At 36.3% G+C, this 21,899-nt stretch carries 15 protein-coding genes; all 15 read left to right on the forward strand.

Annotated features, from left to right (window positions below; all coding sequences use genetic code 11):
• Window positions 1-76 precede the first annotated feature (76 nt).
• The 15 genes from RM706_RS11080 (at window position 77) to RM706_RS11150 (ending at window position 21,894) form a co-directional block, all read left to right on the forward strand.
• A complete protein-coding gene (locus tag RM706_RS11080; protein WP_311351426.1) occupies window positions 77-1,528 on the forward strand; it encodes a hypothetical protein in 1,452 nt (483 codons plus the stop codon).
• A gap of 106 nt (window positions 1,529-1,634) precedes the next feature.
• On the forward strand, window positions 1,635-2,633 hold the full coding sequence (locus tag RM706_RS11085) for a sensor histidine kinase (RefSeq protein ID WP_311351428.1): 999 nt from the start codon (window positions 1,635-1,637) through the stop codon (window positions 2,631-2,633).
• Entirely contained in the window at window positions 2,630-3,664 is a 1,035-nt protein-coding gene (locus RM706_RS11090) for a histidine kinase (protein WP_311351430.1), read from the forward strand. Before RM706_RS11085 ends, RM706_RS11090 begins: the two co-directional genes overlap by 4 nt.
• Window positions 3,645-4,403, forward strand: coding sequence for a LytR/AlgR family response regulator transcription factor (locus RM706_RS11095; RefSeq protein ID WP_311351432.1), 759 nt, complete (start codon window positions 3,645-3,647; stop codon window positions 4,401-4,403). Before RM706_RS11090 ends, RM706_RS11095 begins: the two co-directional genes overlap by 20 nt.
• Window positions 4,404-4,503: 100 nt before the next feature.
• A complete protein-coding gene (locus tag RM706_RS11100) occupies window positions 4,504-6,141 on the forward strand; it encodes an N-acyl-D-amino-acid deacylase family protein (RefSeq protein WP_311351435.1) in 1,638 nt (545 codons plus the stop codon).
• A 151-nt stretch (window positions 6,142-6,292) separates the two neighbouring features.
• Complete coding sequence (locus RM706_RS11105) at window positions 6,293-6,847, forward strand: DUF4251 domain-containing protein (protein ID WP_311351437.1); 555 nt, start codon at window positions 6,293-6,295, stop codon at window positions 6,845-6,847.
• An 84-nt stretch (window positions 6,848-6,931) separates the two neighbouring features.
• On the forward strand, window positions 6,932-8,134 hold the full coding sequence (locus RM706_RS11110) for a PQQ-dependent sugar dehydrogenase (protein WP_311351439.1): 1,203 nt from the start codon (window positions 6,932-6,934) through the stop codon (window positions 8,132-8,134).
• Between the two features lie 132 nt (window positions 8,135-8,266).
• Window positions 8,267-9,316, forward strand: coding sequence for an MBL fold metallo-hydrolase (locus tag RM706_RS11115; protein WP_311351441.1), 1,050 nt, complete (start codon window positions 8,267-8,269; stop codon window positions 9,314-9,316).
• 162 nt (window positions 9,317-9,478) lie between these two features.
• On the forward strand, window positions 9,479-9,937 hold the full coding sequence (locus tag RM706_RS11120; protein ID WP_311351442.1) for a cold-shock protein: 459 nt from the start codon (window positions 9,479-9,481) through the stop codon (window positions 9,935-9,937).
• Between the two features lie 107 nt (window positions 9,938-10,044).
• Entirely contained in the window at window positions 10,045-12,015 is a 1,971-nt protein-coding gene (locus RM706_RS11125) for a hypothetical protein (RefSeq protein ID WP_311351444.1), read from the forward strand.
• Window positions 12,015-12,848 (forward strand): DUF2490 domain-containing protein, encoded by an 834-nt coding sequence (locus RM706_RS11130; protein WP_311351446.1) that lies wholly within the window; start codon window positions 12,015-12,017, stop codon window positions 12,846-12,848. The genes RM706_RS11125 and RM706_RS11130 overlap by 1 nt, the downstream gene beginning before the upstream one ends.
• 33 nt (window positions 12,849-12,881) lie before the next feature.
• Entirely contained in the window at window positions 12,882-13,742 is an 861-nt protein-coding gene (locus tag RM706_RS11135; protein ID WP_311351448.1) for an MORN repeat-containing protein, read from the forward strand.
• A 152-nt stretch (window positions 13,743-13,894) separates the two neighbouring features.
• The gene (locus tag RM706_RS11140) at window positions 13,895-15,538 is read left to right on the forward strand and encodes a hypothetical protein (RefSeq protein ID WP_311351450.1); all 1,644 of its coding nucleotides are present in this window, start codon (window positions 13,895-13,897) and stop codon (window positions 15,536-15,538) included.
• A gap of 118 nt (window positions 15,539-15,656) precedes the next feature.
• The gene (locus tag RM706_RS11145) at window positions 15,657-18,728 is read left to right on the forward strand and encodes a VPS10 domain-containing protein (RefSeq protein ID WP_311351452.1); all 3,072 of its coding nucleotides are present in this window, start codon (window positions 15,657-15,659) and stop codon (window positions 18,726-18,728) included.
• A gap of 31 nt (window positions 18,729-18,759) precedes the next feature.
• Window positions 18,760-21,894, forward strand: coding sequence for a WD40/YVTN/BNR-like repeat-containing protein (locus RM706_RS11150; RefSeq protein ID WP_311351454.1), 3,135 nt, complete (start codon window positions 18,760-18,762; stop codon window positions 21,892-21,894).
• Window positions 21,895-21,899: the final 5 nt, after the last annotated feature.

Consider the following 21,899-nt stretch of genomic DNA (forward strand, 5'->3'; position numbering starts at 1 on the left):
GGCTTTGTTCGTTTCATATTTGCCTCATCAATCAAAACAATCAATCATTTATTCATCAATCAAAAAGCGAACAATCATGAATCAATTATCAAAAATCATTGCACTTTTCTTAGTAAAACTCATCATTTTACTTCTTGTTTTAAATGCTAATGTTATTAGTGCGCAACGGACTAGCACTTCTGTGAACATTAACCGCAATGGCAAAACTACTATTTCAATCAAAAACGGATTTGGGAACAATTTTTCCATTGAATACGAGGGTAACATTACCCTATCTGATGATGATACTGACGTTGTTGCGATTTCAAAAGGGGGGTATATGGAAATTAAGAAATCAGCCTTTGGTAATCGTCGTAGAGTTTATATAGAACCCGATAACTCAGGTAATCTTATCAAAAAGTATTATGTAGGTTCTTCTCAAAAAAACTTTGATTCTGAAGGAAGAAAATGGCTTTCAGAAATCTTACTTGAAGTTGTGCGATCGACCACCTTAGGGGCGGAGAAACGAGTTGACCGACTTTATAAAGCCGGTGGATCGTACAAGGTTCTGAATGAGGTTGAAAAAATGACCAGTAGTCATGTTAAAGCCAGATATATCAAACTTTTATTAGAGAAAGATTTAAAAGAAAAGGATTTAAATTCTGTTCTAAGAGAAGTTGTTAATATAGATTCAGATCACCATCGTGCGGATATTCTCAAAAATAATACAAAAGCCTTTTTAACCTACGAATCAACTACGTCATCATATATCAATACCACGGGTAATATTGATTCAGATCATCATAAGGCCGAAGTCTTAAAAAAATCTATTCGAGATGGATCCATTTCTGATACTCAAATGAAAGCCCTTTTTGTTATTACTGATGATATTGACTCAGATCATCATAAAGCTAACGTTTTACAAGAAGTACTGAGTAAAAGAACCCTAACCGAGAATAACTTAAAGCTTCTAATAAACACAGCTAAAGGAATTGATTCTGATCATCACAAAGCGAACGTATTACGACAAGCCTTAGAAACCGATGGTATTTCGCAGAGTGTCTCTAATACTTTGTTGGCATCTGTCGATAATATGAGTTCGGATCATCATATGGCAAGTATTTTCAAATCTTTGATCAATGACAAGATTGATAATGAATCTTTATCAAATCTATTAAGCGTAGTGGAGAAAAATATGTCATCAGATAGCCATAAGAGTGATGTTTTAAAGAAAATTGCCTACCAACAAGATTTAAATGGACCTAGTTTAACAGCTTACCTTTCAACAACCAAAGATATTGACTCAGATTCTCATAAAGCAGAAGCTTTTAAGGCGCTTGCACGAAAAGATTTTTCGAACTCTGAGCTATCACAAATACTCGATGCAACTATTTCAATCGATTCTGATTATCATAAGGCGGAAACTTTAATGCGCTTTGCCAGCGAAGTCAGAAATGAGAATGAAAGCGTTAAAGATGCTTATACCCGAGCATGTAAGGATATTGATTCGGAATCTCATTTTGGCCGAGCCTTAAAAGCTATCCAATAATTGACTTAAAACAAGCACTGCATCTATTCAAGCTACACAATTATTTAATTATTGTTAATTTGGTAGGATGCGGTGGCTTTCAAAAAACATCTTATACCAACCAACCGTGAGAAAGCATCTAAGCCTACTCTTAATAGGATATTTATTGGGTATTCTCATTTATAGCTTCGTAAATTTTAATGCGTTACAAAGCAGTAAAGAGTTTTACTTGAGTGGGCTTTTAGGTGTTTTGATATTGTACTTTGTAGTTTTTTCCAATTCTTTTTTAAATCAATTTATACCCTTCAAAAGAGTTCCAGGTCTTAGAATTCTTGCTGGAATTATCTGGAATTGGATACTGGGCCATGTGCTGTTTTTGGTGTTTTTTTTTATCTATAATAGACTCCATGACTACTTGTTTTCCCAACAAGAAAAAATGGATATTTTCATCAAAATGGGAATACTCCTGTTTTGTACTGCCATACTTTATAACATTGTCTATTTCGCACTGTATTCTTATGATAACTACGCTAGAGGACAAGTGATGGAATTGCGATTGGAAAGAAAACAAGCTGAACTACAATTGATGATGCTAAAATCGCAGCTTAGTCCACATTTTCTTTTCAACAATATGAATTCTTTGGCCTCCCTTTTTCAAAAGGATATTGAAAAGGCCGAAACTTTTATCAGAGCCCTTGGTAATTCATATCAGTTTACTTTAAACAATTATAAATCAAATTTGGTTACACTAAATCAGGAGTTGTCTTTAGTAAATTCCTATTTATTTTTAATTAAAACACGATTTGACAATGGTGTGACAATCAATCTTCAGTTGGATTACCATGTTCTTGATTCAAAAATACCTCCCTTAACGCTTCAACTACTTATAGAAAATGCTATTAAGCATAATGCTTTTGATAAAAACAAACCACTGAATATCAATATTACCTCAGAAAACAAACGCATAATCGTTAGCAATACCAAAACAAAGAAGAAAGAACAGTTAAGCTCTACAAAAGTTGGATTAAAGAATATTATATCCAGATATGAACTGCTTTCCGATAGAAAAGTAGAAATCTTAGATGGGCATTATGATTTTACTGTAAAAATCCCTTTGATTAAATGAAAAAGCTATTTGTACATCATCCGCTTTTTCGTTTGTTGAGTCCTTTATTCAGCGGAACTCTGGTTTACCTTTTAATCCTTTTAATAAATAATAATATTGTACAACTTCAAGAAACATTTTTAGGTCAAGAACTCTACACATGTATTGGTTTGGCCTATATAATTCAAGAATTTTCTCGGTTTTCTTTACTGTTTTTTGAACACTTAAAAGAGCCAAAGTCATTCATTCTTAAAATCGTAATTCAACTGATTGTATCATTAATCATGACGATGATTTTGGTATCATCAACTATGTACTTATACTTTAAGTATATATTGTTATACGAGGTTAATATCAGAGAGTTATATGTTTTTAATGTCATCTTTATTTTTATAACTCTAGTGTATGTCATGCTATACATAAGCCATCATTTTCTCTATAAAATAAACACAACAAAAATTTCAAAAGAAGTAGATGCAAAGAACGCAATCGAAGAAGATTTTCTACAATTCAGAAAAGGAATAAATCCTAAATTACTTTATGAAAGCATGGAAACCATGCTGGTGTTAATGAAAGATAACCCTGATGAAGCCGAGCAATTTTTAGATTATTTTTCAAGTGTCTATCGTTATATTTTAACAAAACAGCACAGAGAATTGGTGCCGATATCAGAGGAATTAGACATTTTGAATTCGCTAGTGCAGCTGTTTAATCAGTTACCATATAGAAATGTAATTTTTACAAGTAAATTATATTCAAAACATTGGGTTTTACCGACCACACTATTAACATTATTAGAGCGTATAATAAGAACGACCATAGTTTCTGAAAAGCATTCTTTAAAGATACTATTGGAAGAAATAGATGATTATTTAAAGATTACTTATTCTCCCGAAGAAAAACTAAATCGGCATTTGTCTATGGGGAGTTTAAAGGACATTGTTCTAACTTATACTTATTATACCGATCAAAAAATAACAATAACTACGAAGGGTAACCTTAAGATAGTTGACCTACCAAAACTACACTACCATGAGAATAGCAATCATTGAAGATGAACCTTTGGCAGCCGAGAAACTAGAACGTTATCTTTTAAAATATAATGCTGCTATTGAGGTTTTGACACATCTAAATTCGCTGGAAACAGCTATACCTTGGATCACAACTAACAAAACTAACGTCGATTTATTCTTTATGGATGTTCAACTTAGTGATGGTTTAAGCTTTGAAATATTTTCGCAAATAACCATCAACAAACCTGTTATTTTCACTACTGCATTCGACGAATTTGCCGTTGACGCATTTAAGGTAAATAGTATAGATTATTTGCTCAAACCTATCACCTTTACTGACCTGTCACGAGCATTAAAGAAGCTAGATGTAATGCAGAAACAGTTTTCAAATACTGAACAGATGGCACCCATCATTAAAAGTATGAGGCAAAAGAGTTATAAAGACCGTTTTTTAGTAAAAGTGGGAAATCATATAAAATCAATACCCATTGAAGATATTATAGCTTTTCAGGCCGAAGGACGCGACGTTTCTTTATGGACAAAGAAAGGAAAAGAATATATTATCGAATATAAATTAGAAGCATTGGAAGAGCTTTTAAATCCAAAATTATATTATCGTGTCAATAGGGCCTTTGTGGTTGCTTTGAAAGCAATTAGCGACGTTATGGTGTACGCTAATCGTAGATTAAAATTGACATTATCGCCTGATATTCATAAAGAAATCGTTGTCAGTAGGGAAAAGGTAGGTATGTTCAAAAAATGGTTCGAAGGCAATTAAATTATTATTCGATTCAAATTTCGAAAAAAATGTCTTCAAATGATTGCTTTGACGAAAATTAAGTATTTTACATGGGCTTAGTAAATTGAACCCTGTTCTCATGAGATATTTCTGTTATCTGCTTTTAAGTTTGGTAATCTTTTCTTGTAACACAACTCCTATTTATGATACTGTTTTAAAAAATGCAACATTGTATGATGGTACGGGCAAAACTGCTTATGCTGCGGATGTTGCCATTTCTGCCGATACCATTGCAGCCATTTCGAAACCAAACACTTTATTTGGAATTAATGAAATTGACCTAAACGGTTTGGCTTTAGCACCTGGTTTTATAAATATGTTGAGTTGGGCCAATGTTTCGCTTTTAGAAGATGGTCGTTCTCAAAGTGATATTCGTCAAGGGGTAACCTTAGAAGTAATGGGAGAGGGCAGATCTATGGGGCCATTAAACGAAACGATGAAAAAGGAGATGCAAGAGAATCAAGGTGATATTAAATTTGCTGTTGAGTGGACAAGTCTAGGAGAGTATTTGCAACACTTAGAAGATGTAGGGGTATCAACTAATGTTACTTCGTTTGTTGGCAATGGTACTTTAAGGCAGCACGTAATCGGGTATGAAAACAGACCTGCAACTAATGAAGAAATTGCTAAAATGAAAAAACTGACCAAACAAGCCATGGATGAAGGTGCCGTTGGTATTTCTAGTTCATTACTATATGCCCCTAGCATGTATGCCAGTACTGAAGAACTTGTTGAACTAGCAAAAGTGGCAGGTGAAAGTGATGGAATGTATATCTCACATATTCGTAATGAAGGGGATAGGTTGCTCGAAAGCATTGATGAATTAATTCAGATTTCAAAAGAGGCTGATTTACCTGCTGAAGTATATCATTTAAAGGCTTCATCAAAAGCGAACTGGGGAAAGCTAGATGCTGCCATTGCAAAAATAGATTCTGCTAGAAATATAGGTTTGCCAATAACAGCCGATATGTATACTTATAATGCAAGTTCTACGGGCTTGCATGTGCAATTGCCAGATTGGGTTCGAGATGGAGGTATTGCTGCCATGTTAGAAAGATTAGAAAATACTAACAACCGCAAGAAAGCTATTCACGAATTAGAATTTAGAAATTCTCCAGAGACCATATTATTGGTTGGTTTTAGGTCAGAGCCTTTACGTAAATATGTTGGAAAATACTTAACAGAGGTAGCAGAGGAATGGAATAAAAGTCCTGAAGAAACATTAGTAGATTTGATTATTCAAGATGGAAGTCGTATTCAGGTTGTTTATTTCTCCATGTCTGAAGAAAACATCAAAAAGAAAATGGCCTTACCATGGGTGAGTTACTGCTCCGACGCTGGTTCATTTACCAATGAGGGCGTATTTATTAAACAAAGTACACATCCGCGTTCTTATGGTTCTTTTATTCGTGTTCTGGGCAAATTTTCTAGGGATGAAGGTGTCATTTCTTTAGAAGAGGGTATTCGAAAATTAACGTCTTTACCAGCTGAGAATTTAAAACTCAAAAAGCGCGGCAAAATAGAACCAGGATATTTTGCGGATATTGTGGTTTTTGCCCCTGAAAAAGTGACCGATAAAGCCACATTTACAAATCCGCATCAATATGCAGAAGGCGTTGTGCATGTTTTTGTAAACGGTGAACAAGTTTTAAAAGATGGGGAGCATACCGGATTGACACCTGGGCGATTTGTTAAAGGTCCAGGTTATAAAAAATAATCTTAATTAAATAGGTCAAAATGATGCGTATATTTTACATATTTTGTTTTAGCTAGTAACTTTACTCATCCATGTTGAGTGTTCGCTCATTGATACTTTATAAAAAGGGTTTAAGTAATTATTTTGCAGGTAATAACTAAAATTAGGCATCATGAAAAAAAATCAAAATACTTTAATTGCAATCATAATTTTATTGGTCATATCTGCTTGCAGTTCTTCGAAACCTTCTTATAATACGGAGCAATTAGAGGCGCTAGATAGATTAGTTGAAAGCGGGTCTTTTCTATTTGAAGCTGAGTTTGCTAATCCACTTGCAACTCGAAGTATGAATGCCGTTTCCAATGCGGGACTATTGCCGCCGGGAAGTGCCGTAAATCGAATTAATTTGATGGGGACGAACAATTTTTTAGAAATAAAAGGGGATTCTGTTTCTGCAAATCTTCCCTATTATGGAGAACGTCAAATGCCTGGGGCATATAATAATAGTAATGTAGGAATACAATTTGATGGGGTTGCTAAAGACTTTAAAATATATTTTAATGAAAAAAAAGGAGTCTACGAGTTACAATTTAAAGCATCTAATAACACTGAAGTTTTTGATATCAACGCAGTTTTATTTGTAAATAATACAGTCTCTCTATATGTTAATAGTTCAGAACGGCTGACCATTAATTATCAAGGTGTGCTAAAAAAGATCGCTGAATAACCGTTTGCTGAAGGTTTTTCATAGATTTTATAATGGAGAATAAATAGTTTAATTTTAGTTTCTTAAAAAATAGAACTAAAATCGATGAAAATACCATCAAAAATTCTTGTTGTATTCACATTGGCAGTACTAACTACTTGTTATATCAACTGTAAAGAAAAAGCTGCCGAGAAAACAGTGCCAGAAATACTCACACAATATGATGAACCGGAGTCCGCATTACCCATTGACCGATTGAACCTGCCTAAAGGTTTTAAAATTGAGGTTTATGCAGACAGCATCGATGGTGCTCGATCTATGGCTATGGGTGAAAATGGCACCTTATTTGTGGGAACCAGAAATGATAAAACGGTCTATGCGATTCAAGATTTAGATAAAGATTACAGAGCAGACCACACCATGATCTTAGATTCTACTTTAGAAGTGCCTAATGGAATTGCTTTTAGAAACGGTTCCCTTTATGTAGCAGAAGTGGGTAGGCTACTTCGATATGACGCTATTGAATCCAATTTAGATAGTGTTCCTGAACCAAAGGTTGTTTATGATGATTACCCGACAGAGTTTCACCATGGATGGAAGTACATTGCATTTGGGCCTGATGATAAATTGTACATACCTGTTGGAGCTCCCTGCAATATATGTGATTCTACTGTTGCTGACAAGCGTTATGGAAGTATCACTCGAATGGATCCAGATGGCAGTAATCGTGAGATTTATGCGCATGGAGTTCGCAATACGGTTGGTTTTACCTGGCACCCAGAAACAGGTGACATGTGGTTTACCGATAATGGTCGTGATATGATGGGGGATGATATTCCTCCATGTGAATTAAATCATATTTCAGAAGCTGGCCTACATTTTGGTTATCCGTTCTGTCATGGAGGTGATGTGAAAGATCCAGAGTTCGGAGACCAACGACCTTGTGAAGATTTTGTGGCGCCTGTACAACGATTGGGTGCTCATGTTGCTCCATTAGCGGTAAAATTTTATAAGGGTACCATGTTTCCCGAAAAATATAGGAATTACGCTTTTATTGCTGAACACGGCTCTTGGAATAGAACCAAGAAAGTAGGGTACCGTATATCACTTGTAAAACTAGAAAATGATAAAGCCGTTGCTTATGAAACTTTTTTGGACGGTTGGTTGAATGAAGAATCCCAAGAACAATTTGGAAGACCTGTTGATATTCTTTTCTTAAAGGATGGCTCCATGTTGATTTCTGATGATTTTGGTGACGCTATTTATCGAGTTAGCTATGTGGGCAATCAAGTAGCTAGTAATTATTAGGCCTATTAACAATAAAGAGGTAAGTTTTCAGAATAACTTCTGCTTTTGAAAAAAATCAAAAAACTACTAAGGCAAATGATGATTACGATAGGGAGTATAATTATACTATTGATAATAGCATACCTTCTATTCGTGAATTTCTATCCAAGTTTTGGGGGAAACTTATCAAAAGGGGAGCAAATAGCATATACAAAATCAGCAAATTTTAAAAATGGAAAATTTGTCAATATCAAAGATGTTCCCAAAGAGTTAAGATTCTCGGAAACCTTGGCACTAGCTCGCAAATTTTTCTTTACCAAAGTACCCAATGGCAAGCCTTTAAGAAATATTGAAGTAGAAAAGATTGACTCTCTATCCATCGCAGATTATAAGGGTAATACCCGATTGATTTGGTTTGGCCATTCAGCATTTTTATTACAAATAAATGATAAGAACATTTTAATCGATCCTATGTTTGGCAAAGTAGCTGCGCCGCACAATTGGTTGGGTGGTAACAGATTCAATACAGAAATGCCTATTGAAATTGAAAAACTACCTAAAATTGATGCAATTATCATTTCACATGATCATTATGACCATTTAGACTATGGCTCAATAAAAAGGCTTAAAGAAAAAGTTAATCTGTTCTATGTCCCTTTAGGGGTTGGGATACATTTGGAAGCCTGGGGCGTGGAAAGAAAACGGATACAAGAAATGGATTGGTGGCAAGAAACCAAATTTGAAGAATTACAATTGGTTTGTACACCTGCGCAACACTTTTCTGGCCGAAAATTCAATGCCGGTCAGAGTACTTTATGGAGTTCTTGGGTCATTCAGTCTACAACAGAGTCTATTTTCTTCAGTGGTGATAGTGGTTATGAAGTTCATTTTAAAGAGATAGGTGATAAATACGGTCCTTTTGATTTTGCGATGTTAGAATGTGGACAGTATAATGCTATGTGGCCCGATATTCATATGTTTCCTGAAGAAACGGTTCAGGCCGCCGTTGATCTAAAGGCAAATTTAATGATGCCCATACATTGGGGCGCATTTAAATTGGCGTTACATGATTGGACAGATCCTGTTCATCGAGTTATCAATAAAGCGGAAGAGTTAAATGTCAATATAATTACTCCAAAAATTGGTGAAGAAATTAAGCTATATAAGAAGAAGACCCCAAAATGGTGGGAGAATTACAATTAAGTCTCTTTTTAATAAATACAATTAATAATATTATTCGTTAAATTAAAACAAGATTGTACCTTTACAGTATACCGCAAACCTTTAGGGATTATTAATTTTTTAAAGTTCAAGCAACTTTTTAAAAAATGTACATCTCTTTTAAAATATAATTACATTTAATATATGGGGAAATCGCAACAAACTTATAGTAAAAGCGAAAAAGAGAAAAAGCGTTTAAAAAGACGTGAAGACAAACAAAAAAAGAAAGAGGCTAGAAGAGCTGAAGCTAAAGAAAATGGTGGAGGAATTCCAATGGCATATGTTGACTTTAATGGTAATCTAGTAGATACTCCGCCAGACCCAACAATGAAGGTTGAGATTGAAGCTGAAGACATTGTTTTGGGCATTCCTAAAAAAGAAGAGGGAGATGAAGAAGAATTTGACCCGGTAAGAACTGGAAAAGTTTCATTTTTTGATACGTCAAAAGGATTTGGCTTTATTATAGACACCGAAAATCAAGAAAAATATTTCTGCCATGTTAGTGGTTTAATTGATGAAATTACCGAGAATGATAAGGTCACTTTTGAACTTGAAAAAGGTATGAAAGGAATGAATGCCGTAAAAGTGACATTAGTGAAATAAGCATTTTATCTTCTTTTGTTCTTCATAGTACTAAAATTATACTTTAAAAACATCTAAAATCTTAATGAGCACGTATTAGTTAAGAACTAACTATCATTTTTAATCACGTGTTTCAATTCACACAAAGCTTATATCGGTTAACTTTTATAGTCGCTTTTTTACTCTTTTATAATTTTTCTGTAGAAGCCCAGGAGAAGCTGAACTATCAAGGTCCATTATCCGTCGGTAATTATACTGGTGATGCTAATTATGCATACCGGATTATTGATTCAGACACCCTATTTGATGGTCCATTTCGATTAAAAAGAGCCAATCTCGATGCGCTTTTACAAAAACAAGACTATACTTTTGATTTCTCAGGAAGTTTTCAAGACAATTATCCCAATGGATTTTGGAAATTCCAATTTGGACAATTTCAATCTAACAACGAGTCGCAGGTAGTAGATTATCAATATCGCGTTGCGATTAGCGGCGTACAAGAAGAAGCTTCGGGTAATATAGTCTTAGGAAAGCCAGATGGTTCTTGGATTTATAGTGTCAATAAAATTGAAGATTCTAAAATCTCCGAAACTTTGTTCAAAAGCTCAATTATTTTTGACAAGGGTATTCCTCAGCAAAATTTCCGAATTGAAAATGACAGTTTAATCTTAGCAGGTCGGTTTTTAAGAAACGGACTAACACATGATGAATGGTCTTTATTTGATTCTTCAGGCATTGGTGTTGACGAAAGCTGGTTTTTTAATGATGGGCTGTTACAAAAAATTAGAATTGAATCTAGTGGTTCTATAGACGAAACCCCTATTTACGATAATTACGCAGGCCAAACAAAAATCATCAATCTTGATTCACGATATATTGAAGCATTAGCGATATACCAATATGCAATTTTAAATTCAGATAGGCCAGTAGGTGGAAAAATGCAAAGTCTTTTGGCACAAAACGCCCGGTATTACAAAAAAATTGATGACATCTTATCTGAATTAGGAGAATCTTCTTTTCTGCCAGAGTTCAAAGTAAAAGTGCCATATTTTCCGTTTTCAAAAGAAGAAGAACAGCAAATAAACCAAATTTTGGCTGATTATAATGCTGCAGAATTGATAAGCAAATCATTTTTAGAAGATACCCAACTGAATATTTTAAAATTATCAGATCAAGAAGCAGCCTTTAAATATGAGGTTATCAACCAAATTTCAAATGATGTTTTGAACCCGCTCAAACAGCTTGTATTATTCATAAACAATAAGGTTCTTGAGTTTGCTCCAAGAAAAAACCTTCTTGAAAGTCTTTGGAATGAAACTAAGCCCAAAAGTGAATTTAACATTGAAGTAGCATTAGATTCTGTTAAAATAAATCGAACGTTCAAACTTCAATCTTCAAATACCATAGATTTTTCTGTATTTGATTTGAAAACCATGCAAAATATCTCAACGACTATCTTGGCAAATTTGGAAGCTATTAAGGCTGAATTAAATCAGACTTTGTTAAACGAAAAGCGTCAACAAGAATTGATAGCTCTTGAAGAAAAATTGATTTTACAGCGCAATGAAATGCATAACTACATAGATTCTGTAGGTGTTGAAAGCAGTGGTAATATCAAAAGAACACTAAATAGCTTAAAAAAGCATGCCGATAATGCACTCAGCAATTATTCAGCCTTAACAGAACTAAATACGAAATTATCTGCTGGCCAAAAACTGTTATCATGCTATCTTCAAATAAATAAATTGGCCAAAAATATTGCCCAGCTACCGGAACAAGAAGATACTATTAAGGAAAAATATAAAGATCGTATATGGAATCCGTTCATGGCGACGTTAATGGACGAGGAGGTTAAAAAAAGAATTACATCTGCATATAGAAAATTTATAATACCCTATTTCCTAAAACATGCTGAAAATGAGTTTGAATGCAATCAAGTAAATCAACTAAATGATTTGATGAGCATGACATATCAGCGCATGCTTGAGTTACGAGTAGAAAATACCTCAAAATTAGAACGTAAACTTAGAAAAGTAACAGACCCAATAGTAGTACTAGAACTTTTTGAATTACAACCTCTAACCACGGATCAAGAGTAATGGGTAGTTATAAGAAATATACTTTGGCGATTGTTGCTTTTCTACTATGGTGTACAAACCCGAGTCTATATGCACAAGACATTGATGGCGAATTATTACCTTCAGCATCTAAGTTCAAAGACCCTAAAACCAAAATTTGGTTTAATACGTATGGAAATATTCGTATTTCAAAACGATTGTTTTGGGTGGCACAAACTCATTTTCGCTTTGAAGAGACTGAAGACACCCCTTTTATTGGACAAATTGGCCAAATATATAATAGGCATGCCATAGGATATATTTACAACAAAAAAATTAACGCTTCCCTAGGTGGTGTAATGCGTATTAATTTTAATACTGATGAAAGTTCAGAAGATCGTAATGTTGTACCAGAATTCAGAATTTGGCATCAATACCAGTTCGCTCAGCCAGTCTATAGCGCGATGATTTACCACCGCATACGAATTGAACATCGATGGACACAAGGTTTTAAAGAAAATAGCGAATATATATTTCGCAATAGGTGGCGGTATATGTTTCGAGCGAAGATTCCTTTAAACAACCACAAATTGGAGCCAAAGACACTCTATATTTCACCAGAATCTGAATTGATCATGCAGAGTGGTAAGGCGGTAGTCGGCAGCGTAATGGAAGATTTACGGTTAACAACAACTATCGGTTACATTCTTACACCAAGATTGACAGTTGCTGGCGGCTTAATGTATTCGCAAGGGCAAACCTTAGAGAATGCTGGAGTATTCAAACAAAATTGGACCATGCGTTTTCATGTGTATTTTTCCCCAGATTTTAGAAAGGTTAAAAACAAGTTGCCTGAGATACATCTAAATGATTGATTTAAAACGTATTTAGCATAGTACTTTGTGAAAATGAAAAAAAGAATCATTATACCATACCTTCTGTTAGGTGCTGCGCTCATTATCGCATTAGGGTTATTTTTTAGAACAAATAAATTACAACGTCAGCTTCATGAATTTAACGCCAATCAAACTGATTTAGCAAAAACCGTGGCAACATATGAAGATTTAGTATCTAAAGACTCTCTTTTGCTTTCTGGTGATTACCATACTGCTATTCAAGCATATCATAAAATAGCCAAAGAAATTGGAAGTGACAGTATGGGAGTAAAACTCCGAATTGCTTTAGCACAAAAAATCAAAACCTATAGTGAAGAGCGATTAGCATCTTTGCAAGACACCATTGAAAATGATTCCTCGAATATTCATGAAGCAATTTCGCCAATTGAAATAAGGCGATATGACTCCCTAAATTTTGCCCACGAAAAAGCCAAAATACAACTGGGACGCTTACGTAAACAATTACAAGAAAAATCTTTTGGGGAATATCTGACTTTTAAAAGTAAAAAAGGAAATCAAATGCATTACGTTGGTCGGGTAAGAAATAATAAGGCCAACGGATTCGGAATTGCTTTGCTTGATACAGGAAGTCGATATGAAGGTGAATGGCTTAACAACGAACGCCATGGCCAAGGAACTTTTTATTGGCCAGATGGAGAATATTATGTGGGTAGTTATTCGCATGCCAAACGAAATGGGCTTGGCACCTACTATTGGCCAAACGGTGAAAAATATATTGGATTTTGGAAAGATGATAGGCGTAATGGGCAAGGAGAATTTTACGCAGCAGATGGTACTGTACTAACTAGCGGTCTCTGGAAAAACGATGAGCTTGTCGAAACAGATAAAAAAGACAAGAAAACTAGACGTTAGGAAACCTTTTTAAGTAATTCAATATCAGCATCGGTTTCTAAATTCTACAATTCATCATTCTGGCATTACATTTCGGAAAAGTATATTGTTGAGTTCTTATGTCAATACGGACCTTGCGTTCAAATGATATACAACAATCTAACTACAAGGAAATGAAAAAGGTTTTTTCAATATTAACATTGCTCTTATTTTTTTCTGGCTTTTCACAAAATGATATCTCAACTCAAGAATGGCAAAATGATCTTAGGTATTTACAAAAAATAGTAAATCAACAGTATCCATTTTTATTCAAAAAAGTAAGTCAATCTGCATTTAATGACGAAGTAGAATCTTTCTACAAGGCAATTCCGTCAATGGAGCAACATGAAGTCGTCGTAGGGTTTTCAAAGATTATTGCCTTATTTAAATATGGACATACTCGAATGGCTTATAGTGATAGTCCTGTTCAGTTTCATAGTATTCCTGTGGAATTTTATCGTTTTAAGGATGGACTCCGTATTAAATCTGCTCGGGAAGAATATCAAAGCCTTTTGGGAGCAAAGGTCAAGGCGATAGAAGGCGTACCTATTGAAGAAGTAATCAAAGCAGTATATCCAACAGTTCCTGTAGAGAACGCAATGTTTTTTGATGCGTATGGATTACGACATATGACGATTCCTGAAGTACTCCATGCCCAGGGTATTACCGATAAATTAGACCTAATAATAACCTTAACATTAGAAAAAGATGGGAAGCAATTTGATTATGAAATTGAGGCTAAAACCAGTCTTTGGCCACCCATGCATTATGGAGAGATAAGACCTGATTCGGATTGGGTGAATGGTCGCGATAAGTCTACCACTCCAAACTACCTTAAAAATTTTGATAGGATATACTATTATGAATATTTGGAGGGTTCCAAAACCGTTTACGTTAGACATAGCAGAATTCAGAATGATGAAATAGAAGAGGTAGAAGACTTTTATAATCGGGTATTTGAATTTATTAATACTAATGAGGTTGATAAGTTTGTTTTAGATGTTCGTTTAAATGGTGGGGGCAATAACTTCTTGAACAAGCCGATTATTACAGGAATTATTTCTAACAAGAAAATTAATCAGCCTGGAAAGTTCTTTGTAATAACTGGCCGAAGAACGTTTTCTGCTGCTCAGAGCCTTATTAATGAAATAGACAACTATACCAATGTTTTGTTTGTCGGAGAACCATCTAGTGAAAACATTAACTTTTATGGAGATAACAAACGAGTAGTCTTACCAAAATCAGGACTTCCAGTATATCTTTCCTTTGCATGGTGGCAAGATAAATCACAATGGCAAAATGCTGATTACATTAAGCCCCATTATAGCGTAGAAATGACTTATGAAGATTATATTTCCAATCAAGACCCTCTGCTAAAGCATGTGTTAGATTTTGATTCCCATAATTTTGTGATGGACCCTATGAAGTACCTAAACAAACTTCGTAAAAATGGTAATCTAAATCAAGTACGAAAAGAGGCGAAGCGAATGGTCAACGACAAGGCGTATAGCTTTATTGATTTTGAACTCGAGTTTAGTGGTGCTGGCGCCGTTATGCTAGGTAATAACAACCAGGGTGCCCTATTCATTTTTGAATTGGCATCAGAACTTTTTCCCGATTCACAAAACTCTTGGGGCAATTTAGCACAAGCCCAGATGGAGCTGAAGGACTTTAAATCTGCCAAACAATCATACAAAAAAGTATTGTCTATTTCAGATAAAGGAGGGGCAGCTTTCACAGCAAAGCGAATGTTACAAAAAATAGAGGGAAAGCTTTAGATTTTTTCATTTTCCTAATACGAATTTTACGATGTTGGTTTAAATTTTAGATACTAAGCTTGTTGGTTCAATTAACCACATAATTCCTTATATTTAAAAGCACGAATTAACCAACCCTATGAAAATTGCCAGCTACGCCTGTTTGATAGTGCTACTGCTATCTACTTTTGGTTTTGGTCAAAAGAAAATAACTCCCCAAAACAGTATAACACCTCAATTTTATCAATCCCTGAAGTACCGTAATATCGGTCCTTTCCGCGGAGGACGTACTGTTGGGGCGGTCGGGATTCCGACACAACCAAATGTATTTTTCTTTGGGCATAATAATGGTGGCGTATGGAAAACGGATGATTACGGCCGTACATGGAATCCAATTTTTGATGATGCGCCGACGGGTTCAGTGGGTGATTTAGCAGTATCGCCTACAAATCCTGATATTATCTATGTGGGTACGGGTGAAGGGCTGCACCGACCTGATCTGGCTGTAGGCGATGGCATGTTCAAGACTACGGACGGTGGTATGACTTGGAAACATATTGGTTTAGATGATATTCAGCAGGTGAGTCGGGTAATTGTTCACCCAACGAATCCTGATATTGTTTTTGTTGCAGGATTAGGGCATCCCTACGGACCAAATGAAATGAGGGGTATATTCCGTTCTTTAGACGGCGGAAAAAATTGGGAGAAGACGCTTTATATTAATAAAAGTACGGGAGCAGTTCAAGTGGAGTTCGACCCTAATAACCCAAATATCCTATTTGCCGATATGTGGGAACATTTAGAAGGTCCATGGGAAAATGCAAAATTTTCAGGATCTAATAGTGGACTTTATAAATCTATAGATGGGGGAGCGACTTGGAAAAAAATTACGAAAGGTCTACCCATGGCATCGCAAGGCTTAGGTAGAATTGGGGTTGCCATTGCGCATAGCGACTCAAATAAAATGTATGCAACCGTTGATGCGAAAGAAAAAGGAGGAATATATGGTAGCAACGATGCAGGAGAAAGCTGGTCATTGCTAACTACTGATTATCGATTATGGGGAAGAGGTAGTGACTTTGCTGAAATCAAAGTGCATCCCATAAATGAAAACGTGCTATTTGTTGGAAATATAGCTTCCTATAAATCGGAAGATGGAGGAAAGAGTTGGACTTCCCTTAAAGGAGCTCCGGGAGGTGATGATTACCACCGTATTTGGATTAATCCTTTATACCCCGACATTATGCTCTTTGCTGCAGACCAAGGTGCTGTAGTGACCGTTAATGGAGGAAAAACATGGAGTTCATGGTACAATCAGCCCACAGCACAATTGTACCATGTAAGCACGGACAATCAATTTCCGTATTGGGTGTATGGCGGACAACAAGAGAGTGGTGCCATTGCCGTTGCAAGTAGAAGTAATGGGGGGCAAATTTCGTTTCGAGAATTTATGGGCGTGGGTGCTGATGAATACGCTTATGTTGCTCCTGACCCCAAAGATCCAAATATTATTTATGGCGGTAGAGTTATTCGCTTTGATAAGCACACAGGACAATCTCAAGTAGTAGCACCTGAAATACTGAGGTCGGGTGAAGTTCGATTTATACGAACAATGCCATTGATGTTTCATCCTGCGGATGACCAGATGCTATTATTCGGAACAAACATGGTTTTTAAAACCTTGAATGGCGGACAAGCTTGGGAAAAGATTAGTCCTGACTTAACCCGAGGTGAAACCCAAGTACCTCCTCATTTTAAAGATTATGTGGCCGATTCAAATAAACCGATTCCACCTCGTGCTATTGTTTATGCATTAGGCCCATCACCATTAAACAAGGATGTAATATGGGCAGGAACGGATGATGGATTAATTCATGTTACCCAAAATGGCGGCAAAAATTGGATAAACGTCACTCCACCCGAAATAGGGCCATGGGATAAAATCTCACAAATAGATGCCAGTCACTTTAATGAAGGTACTGCCTATATAGCGGTGAACTCGATTCGTAATGATAATATGAAACCTTTGATTTATAAAACGCATGATTTTGGTAAAACATGGAAGAAGATCACCAAAGGAATGAACCCTATAGGACCTGTAAATACGGTGCGAGAAGACCACACATCAAATGGACTATTATTTGCGGGTACGGAACGAGAAGTGTATTTTTCCATAGATGATGGTACCAATTGGCAATCCCTTAGAAGCAATATGCCGGCTTCTTCAATCCGTGACTTAGTGATTCATGAAAACGATTTGGTCATTGGTACGCACGGTCGCTCCATATGGATTTTGGACGATTTTAGTCCGTTGCGGGAATTGGTCGGGCTTACCGATGACAGTAAGCCACATTTATTTGAACCGAGCGATGTTTTTCGTGTTCGCTTTAATATGTTTGCGGATACACCCTTACCCCCAGAAGAACCTACTGGTGAGAATCCACCCGATGGGGCTTTTATAGATTATTTTCTTCCCGATGACGCTCAAAAAGTGACCCTTGAAATTTTGGATGCGGATAATGTACTGATCAATCGTTTCAGTAGTCAAGATATACTTCAATACCCAGATAGCACCAAATTACCGCATCCTACGTATTGGATGCGACCTCTTACAAAACCTTCTTCAAAAAAAGGACATCAACGTTTTACTTGGAATCTAAGATATGCTGACCCGCCTGGGGCAAAACGTACATATGCTATTGCCGCAGTACTTAAGAACACTCCAGTAGGACCTGTGGGCCCTTTTGTTGCCCCTGGAAAATATAAAGTGCGATTGACCGTGGATGGTTCAATCCATGAAAAAGAGTTTTCAGTGCATTTAGATCCGCGTTCAAAACTTACCGATTCCGATTTGCAACTGCAAACAGAACTATCTATGGATGTTTATAAGGCCTATCTTGAATTGCAAGATATAAGGGAGACCAGCATGGCGAAATTAGAGAGCGGTAAACTTCGTTCAAAAAAGAAATCAACAATAATGGCATTTATAGGTATAGGAAATCCTGAAAATGGTGACCCACTTTACGGCAGTATTCGGGCTACTTCATTAGAAAATGAGACTATTGTCAAACTTCAGGAGAAACTGCTTTACCTTTTGGTGATACTTCAAAATTCAGATTCAAGACCAACGGTGCCAACTGAAGAGGCTGTCAAAAAACTTTGGATGCAAACCGATGAAATGAAATCTATATGGACATCCATATCAAGATAATTTAGATAAAGAACACAAATTGAAACTAGATATGAAAGCCAACCTTTATGCACTCGTCCTTATTTTATTGATGACGACCAGTCTTTTTGGACAACGACAGAAAAAAAGTACACCTTCAGCAATATCAGAAAAACTATACGAGTCAATGGAATATAGAAATATTGGTCCTTTCCGTGGAGGGCGTTCCACGACGGTATCGGGAATTACCGACGATATTTTCACCTACTACATGGGTGCTACAGGTGGAGGTGTTTGGAAGACTACGGATGGAGGCAATACTTGGGACAATATCTCCGATGGTTTTTTCAAAACGACAGGAATCGGAGATATCACCCCCGCACCATCCAATTCCAATATTATATACGTTGGTACCGGGGAATCACCTGTTCGAGGCGTAAAAACTTCCCACGGTGATGGGCTGTACAAATCAACTGATGCAGGAAAAACCTGGAAGCATATGGGATTACAAAAAACACGTCATATCAGTGATGTATTTGTACATCCGGATAACCCTGATAAAGTTTATGTTGCTGCACAAGGAAATCCTTGGGGACCAAATGAAGAAAGAGGGGTATATCTTTCAGAAGATGGTGGAGAAACCTTTGAGAAAATCCTCTATGTAAACGAGAATTCTGGAATCGTCGATATGACCGTTGATCCGAATAATCCCGATTTTATGATGGTGGCTTCATGGGAATTCTGGCGTAAGCCATGGGTGGTTCATAATGGTGGTCCGGGATGTCGCATTTATAAAACAACTGATGGGGGTAAAAATTGGAAAGAAATCAACAAAGGATTGCCTGAGCTAAAAGGCAAAATGGGAATTGATATTTCTCCGGCCAATCCAAACATTGTTTATATCGCCATTGACGCTTTAGGGGACAAAGCAGGTGTATACCGTTCAGAAGATGCTGGGGAAAGTTTCAAACAAATGACCAATGATGCCACTACCTATGCTCGCTCATGGTATTATATGCATATCATCGCAGATCCCATTGATGAAGATGAAGTTTGGGTAATGAACAGCTTTGCAATGAAATCCATTGATGGAGGAAAAACATTCAAAGGAATGAAAGGCAGTCATGTGGATCATCATGATTTATGGATTAATCCGGACAATAATGACATCATGGTCAATGCCAATGATGGTGGTGGTTCCGTTACCTTTAACGGAGGTGGGACATGGTCAACGATGTACAATCAACCTACGGGTCAGTTTTATCGTTTGATTACAGATAACGGTCATCCATATCGTATCTATTCTGGGCAACAAGACAATAGCACCATTGCCATTGACAGTCGCGTAATGGACAACGGTATCGGGGAAATGCATTGGGACGTTATGCGAGCTGGAGAATCTTCAACGGTCGCCGTTGACCCTAACAACCCCAGATATGTATATTCCACTTACTTTGCTAGTAATTTTGTGGAATGGGACCGTGATATAGATAATACACGAATGGTGATGCCATATCCCACTCGGGTAACAGGTGAACAACCTAAAAATTTAAAATACCGGGCGAACTGGAATGGCCCTGTAATTGTCTCTCCCCATAATCCCAATGTAATTTATTACGGTTCGCAATACGTGATGAAATCTTCAGATAGGGGAGTGACTTGGGAAACCTTGAGTGAGGACTTAACTAGAAACGACAAAGGACATCAAGGTAAAGGTGGAGAACCCATAAGTAACGAACAGATTACTGCAGAAAGCTATAACAATCTATTCAATATTGAAGAATCGCCTTTAAGAGAAGGTGTGATTTGGGTAGGTTCGGATGATGGTTTGGTACATGTTACCCAAGATGGTGGCGAAACCTGGACAAATGTGACACCTGATGGACTCAAGGAAAGTATCATCAATGTTGTAGAACCTTCTCCCCATGACCCAGCAACTGCCTATATCGCCGTAGCAGGATATAAAATGAATGATTTTACACCCCATATTTTTAAAACGAATGATTATGGAACCAGTTGGACAAAAATTGTAAATGGCATCCCCAATGATACCTTTGCTAGAAGTGTTCGGGAAGATCCTGACCAAAAAGGATTGTTATATGCAGGTACCGAAACAGGGGTTTTTGTTTCTTTTAATGATGGTAAGCAATGGCTTCCACTTCAGAATAATTTACCTGAAGTTCCAATTACGGACTTACGTGTAAAACGTAAAGATTTGGTAGTGGCCACGCAAGGTAGAGCTCTTTGGATTTTAGATGATTTGACACCATTACATCAAATAAGTGAAGAAATTGCCTCTTCGAATTATTACCTATATCAACCAAATGATGTAAATACGGAGCTTTCGGTTGCCTATAGTATCGATGGAGGGCTAGGTAAAAATCCGCCTAAAGGAGTCCAAATCCATTATGTACTAAATAAAGAATTATCTAAAGATACTCCTATGTCCATTGAAATTATGGATAGTTCAGAAGAAGTAATTCATTCAGAATATAGCAAGGTTCCTAGAGTTGGTTGTGATTCGCTGGTAAAACCGCAATTAAAAAGAAAACAAGGTACGCATCGCTATTCATGGAACATGAAGATAGGAATATTCGACTGCCTGACAGAACTATACACCACCAATCGTGATTTAACAGCTTACAATGCCAAACCAGGATCATACAGTGTAAAACTTACAATAGGTGATTTTGAACAAACCCAAGGTTTTGAAATTAAAATTGACCCACGTATTGCTAACAGTATTCCTAAAGCTGCCGAAGCCTATGAAGATCGTGATCAAATATCAAGGTCGATATATAAAGGTGCAAAAGAAATGACCAAAGGAGTTCGTGACCTAAGAAAAATTAAAAAACAATTGCAATTTGTTTTAGGTGAAACTGATGATCAAAATCTTAAACTAGAAGGCAAGACGCTGAACCAAAATATTGATGATTGGATAGCTGAAATACTTCAGAAAGAAATGCGAACCTTTCAGAGTAATTATATGTTTGAAGCCCGCCTTTTGATTAAGTTTAAACACTTTTTAAATCGAACTGGAAAAGGGAATCTACCTGTAACGCAAGGAACTAGAGATGTTGCGAAAGATTATATGAGACAATGGGATGTTCTTAATTCTAGTTTGTCAAAAATCAAAAGTATCCAAGTGCCAAAATACAATCAGCTCTTAAAATCTTCAGGATTGCCTGAACTTTATTGGCCTAAATAGTACGC

Origin of the sequence: Croceitalea rosinachiae, from assembly GCF_031846445.1 — a bacterium.
Lineage (GTDB): Bacteria > Bacteroidota > Bacteroidia > Flavobacteriales > Flavobacteriaceae > Croceitalea > Croceitalea rosinachiae.

Bases quoted from the DNA above. Each gene is read 5' to 3' on its own strand.
- RM706_RS11080 (WP_311351426.1), top strand. From the start codon at position 77: ATGAATCAATTATCAAAAATCATTGCACTTTTCTTAGTAAAACTCATC.
- RM706_RS11090 (WP_311351430.1), top strand. From the start codon at position 2,630: ATGAAAAAGCTATTTGTACATCATCCGCTTTTTCGTTTGTTGAGTCCT.
- RM706_RS11095 (WP_311351432.1), top strand. From the start codon at position 3,645: ATGAGAATAGCAATCATTGAAGATGAACCTTTGGCAGCCGAGAAACTA.
- RM706_RS11100 (WP_311351435.1), top strand. From the start codon at position 4,504: ATGAGATATTTCTGTTATCTGCTTTTAAGTTTGGTAATCTTTTCTTGT.
- RM706_RS11105 (WP_311351437.1), top strand. From the start codon at position 6,293: ATGAAAAAAAATCAAAATACTTTAATTGCAATCATAATTTTATTGGTC.
- RM706_RS11110 (WP_311351439.1), top strand. From the start codon at position 6,932: ATGAAAATACCATCAAAAATTCTTGTTGTATTCACATTGGCAGTACTA.
- RM706_RS11120 (WP_311351442.1), top strand. From the start codon at position 9,479: ATGGGGAAATCGCAACAAACTTATAGTAAAAGCGAAAAAGAGAAAAAG.
- RM706_RS11130 (WP_311351446.1), top strand. From the start codon at position 12,015: ATGGGTAGTTATAAGAAATATACTTTGGCGATTGTTGCTTTTCTACTA.
- RM706_RS11135 (WP_311351448.1), top strand. From the start codon at position 12,882: ATGAAAAAAAGAATCATTATACCATACCTTCTGTTAGGTGCTGCGCTC.
- RM706_RS11140 (WP_311351450.1), top strand. From the start codon at position 13,895: ATGAAAAAGGTTTTTTCAATATTAACATTGCTCTTATTTTTTTCTGGC.
- RM706_RS11145 (WP_311351452.1), top strand. From the start codon at position 15,657: ATGAAAATTGCCAGCTACGCCTGTTTGATAGTGCTACTGCTATCTACT.
- RM706_RS11150 (WP_311351454.1), top strand. From the start codon at position 18,760: ATGAAAGCCAACCTTTATGCACTCGTCCTTATTTTATTGATGACGACC.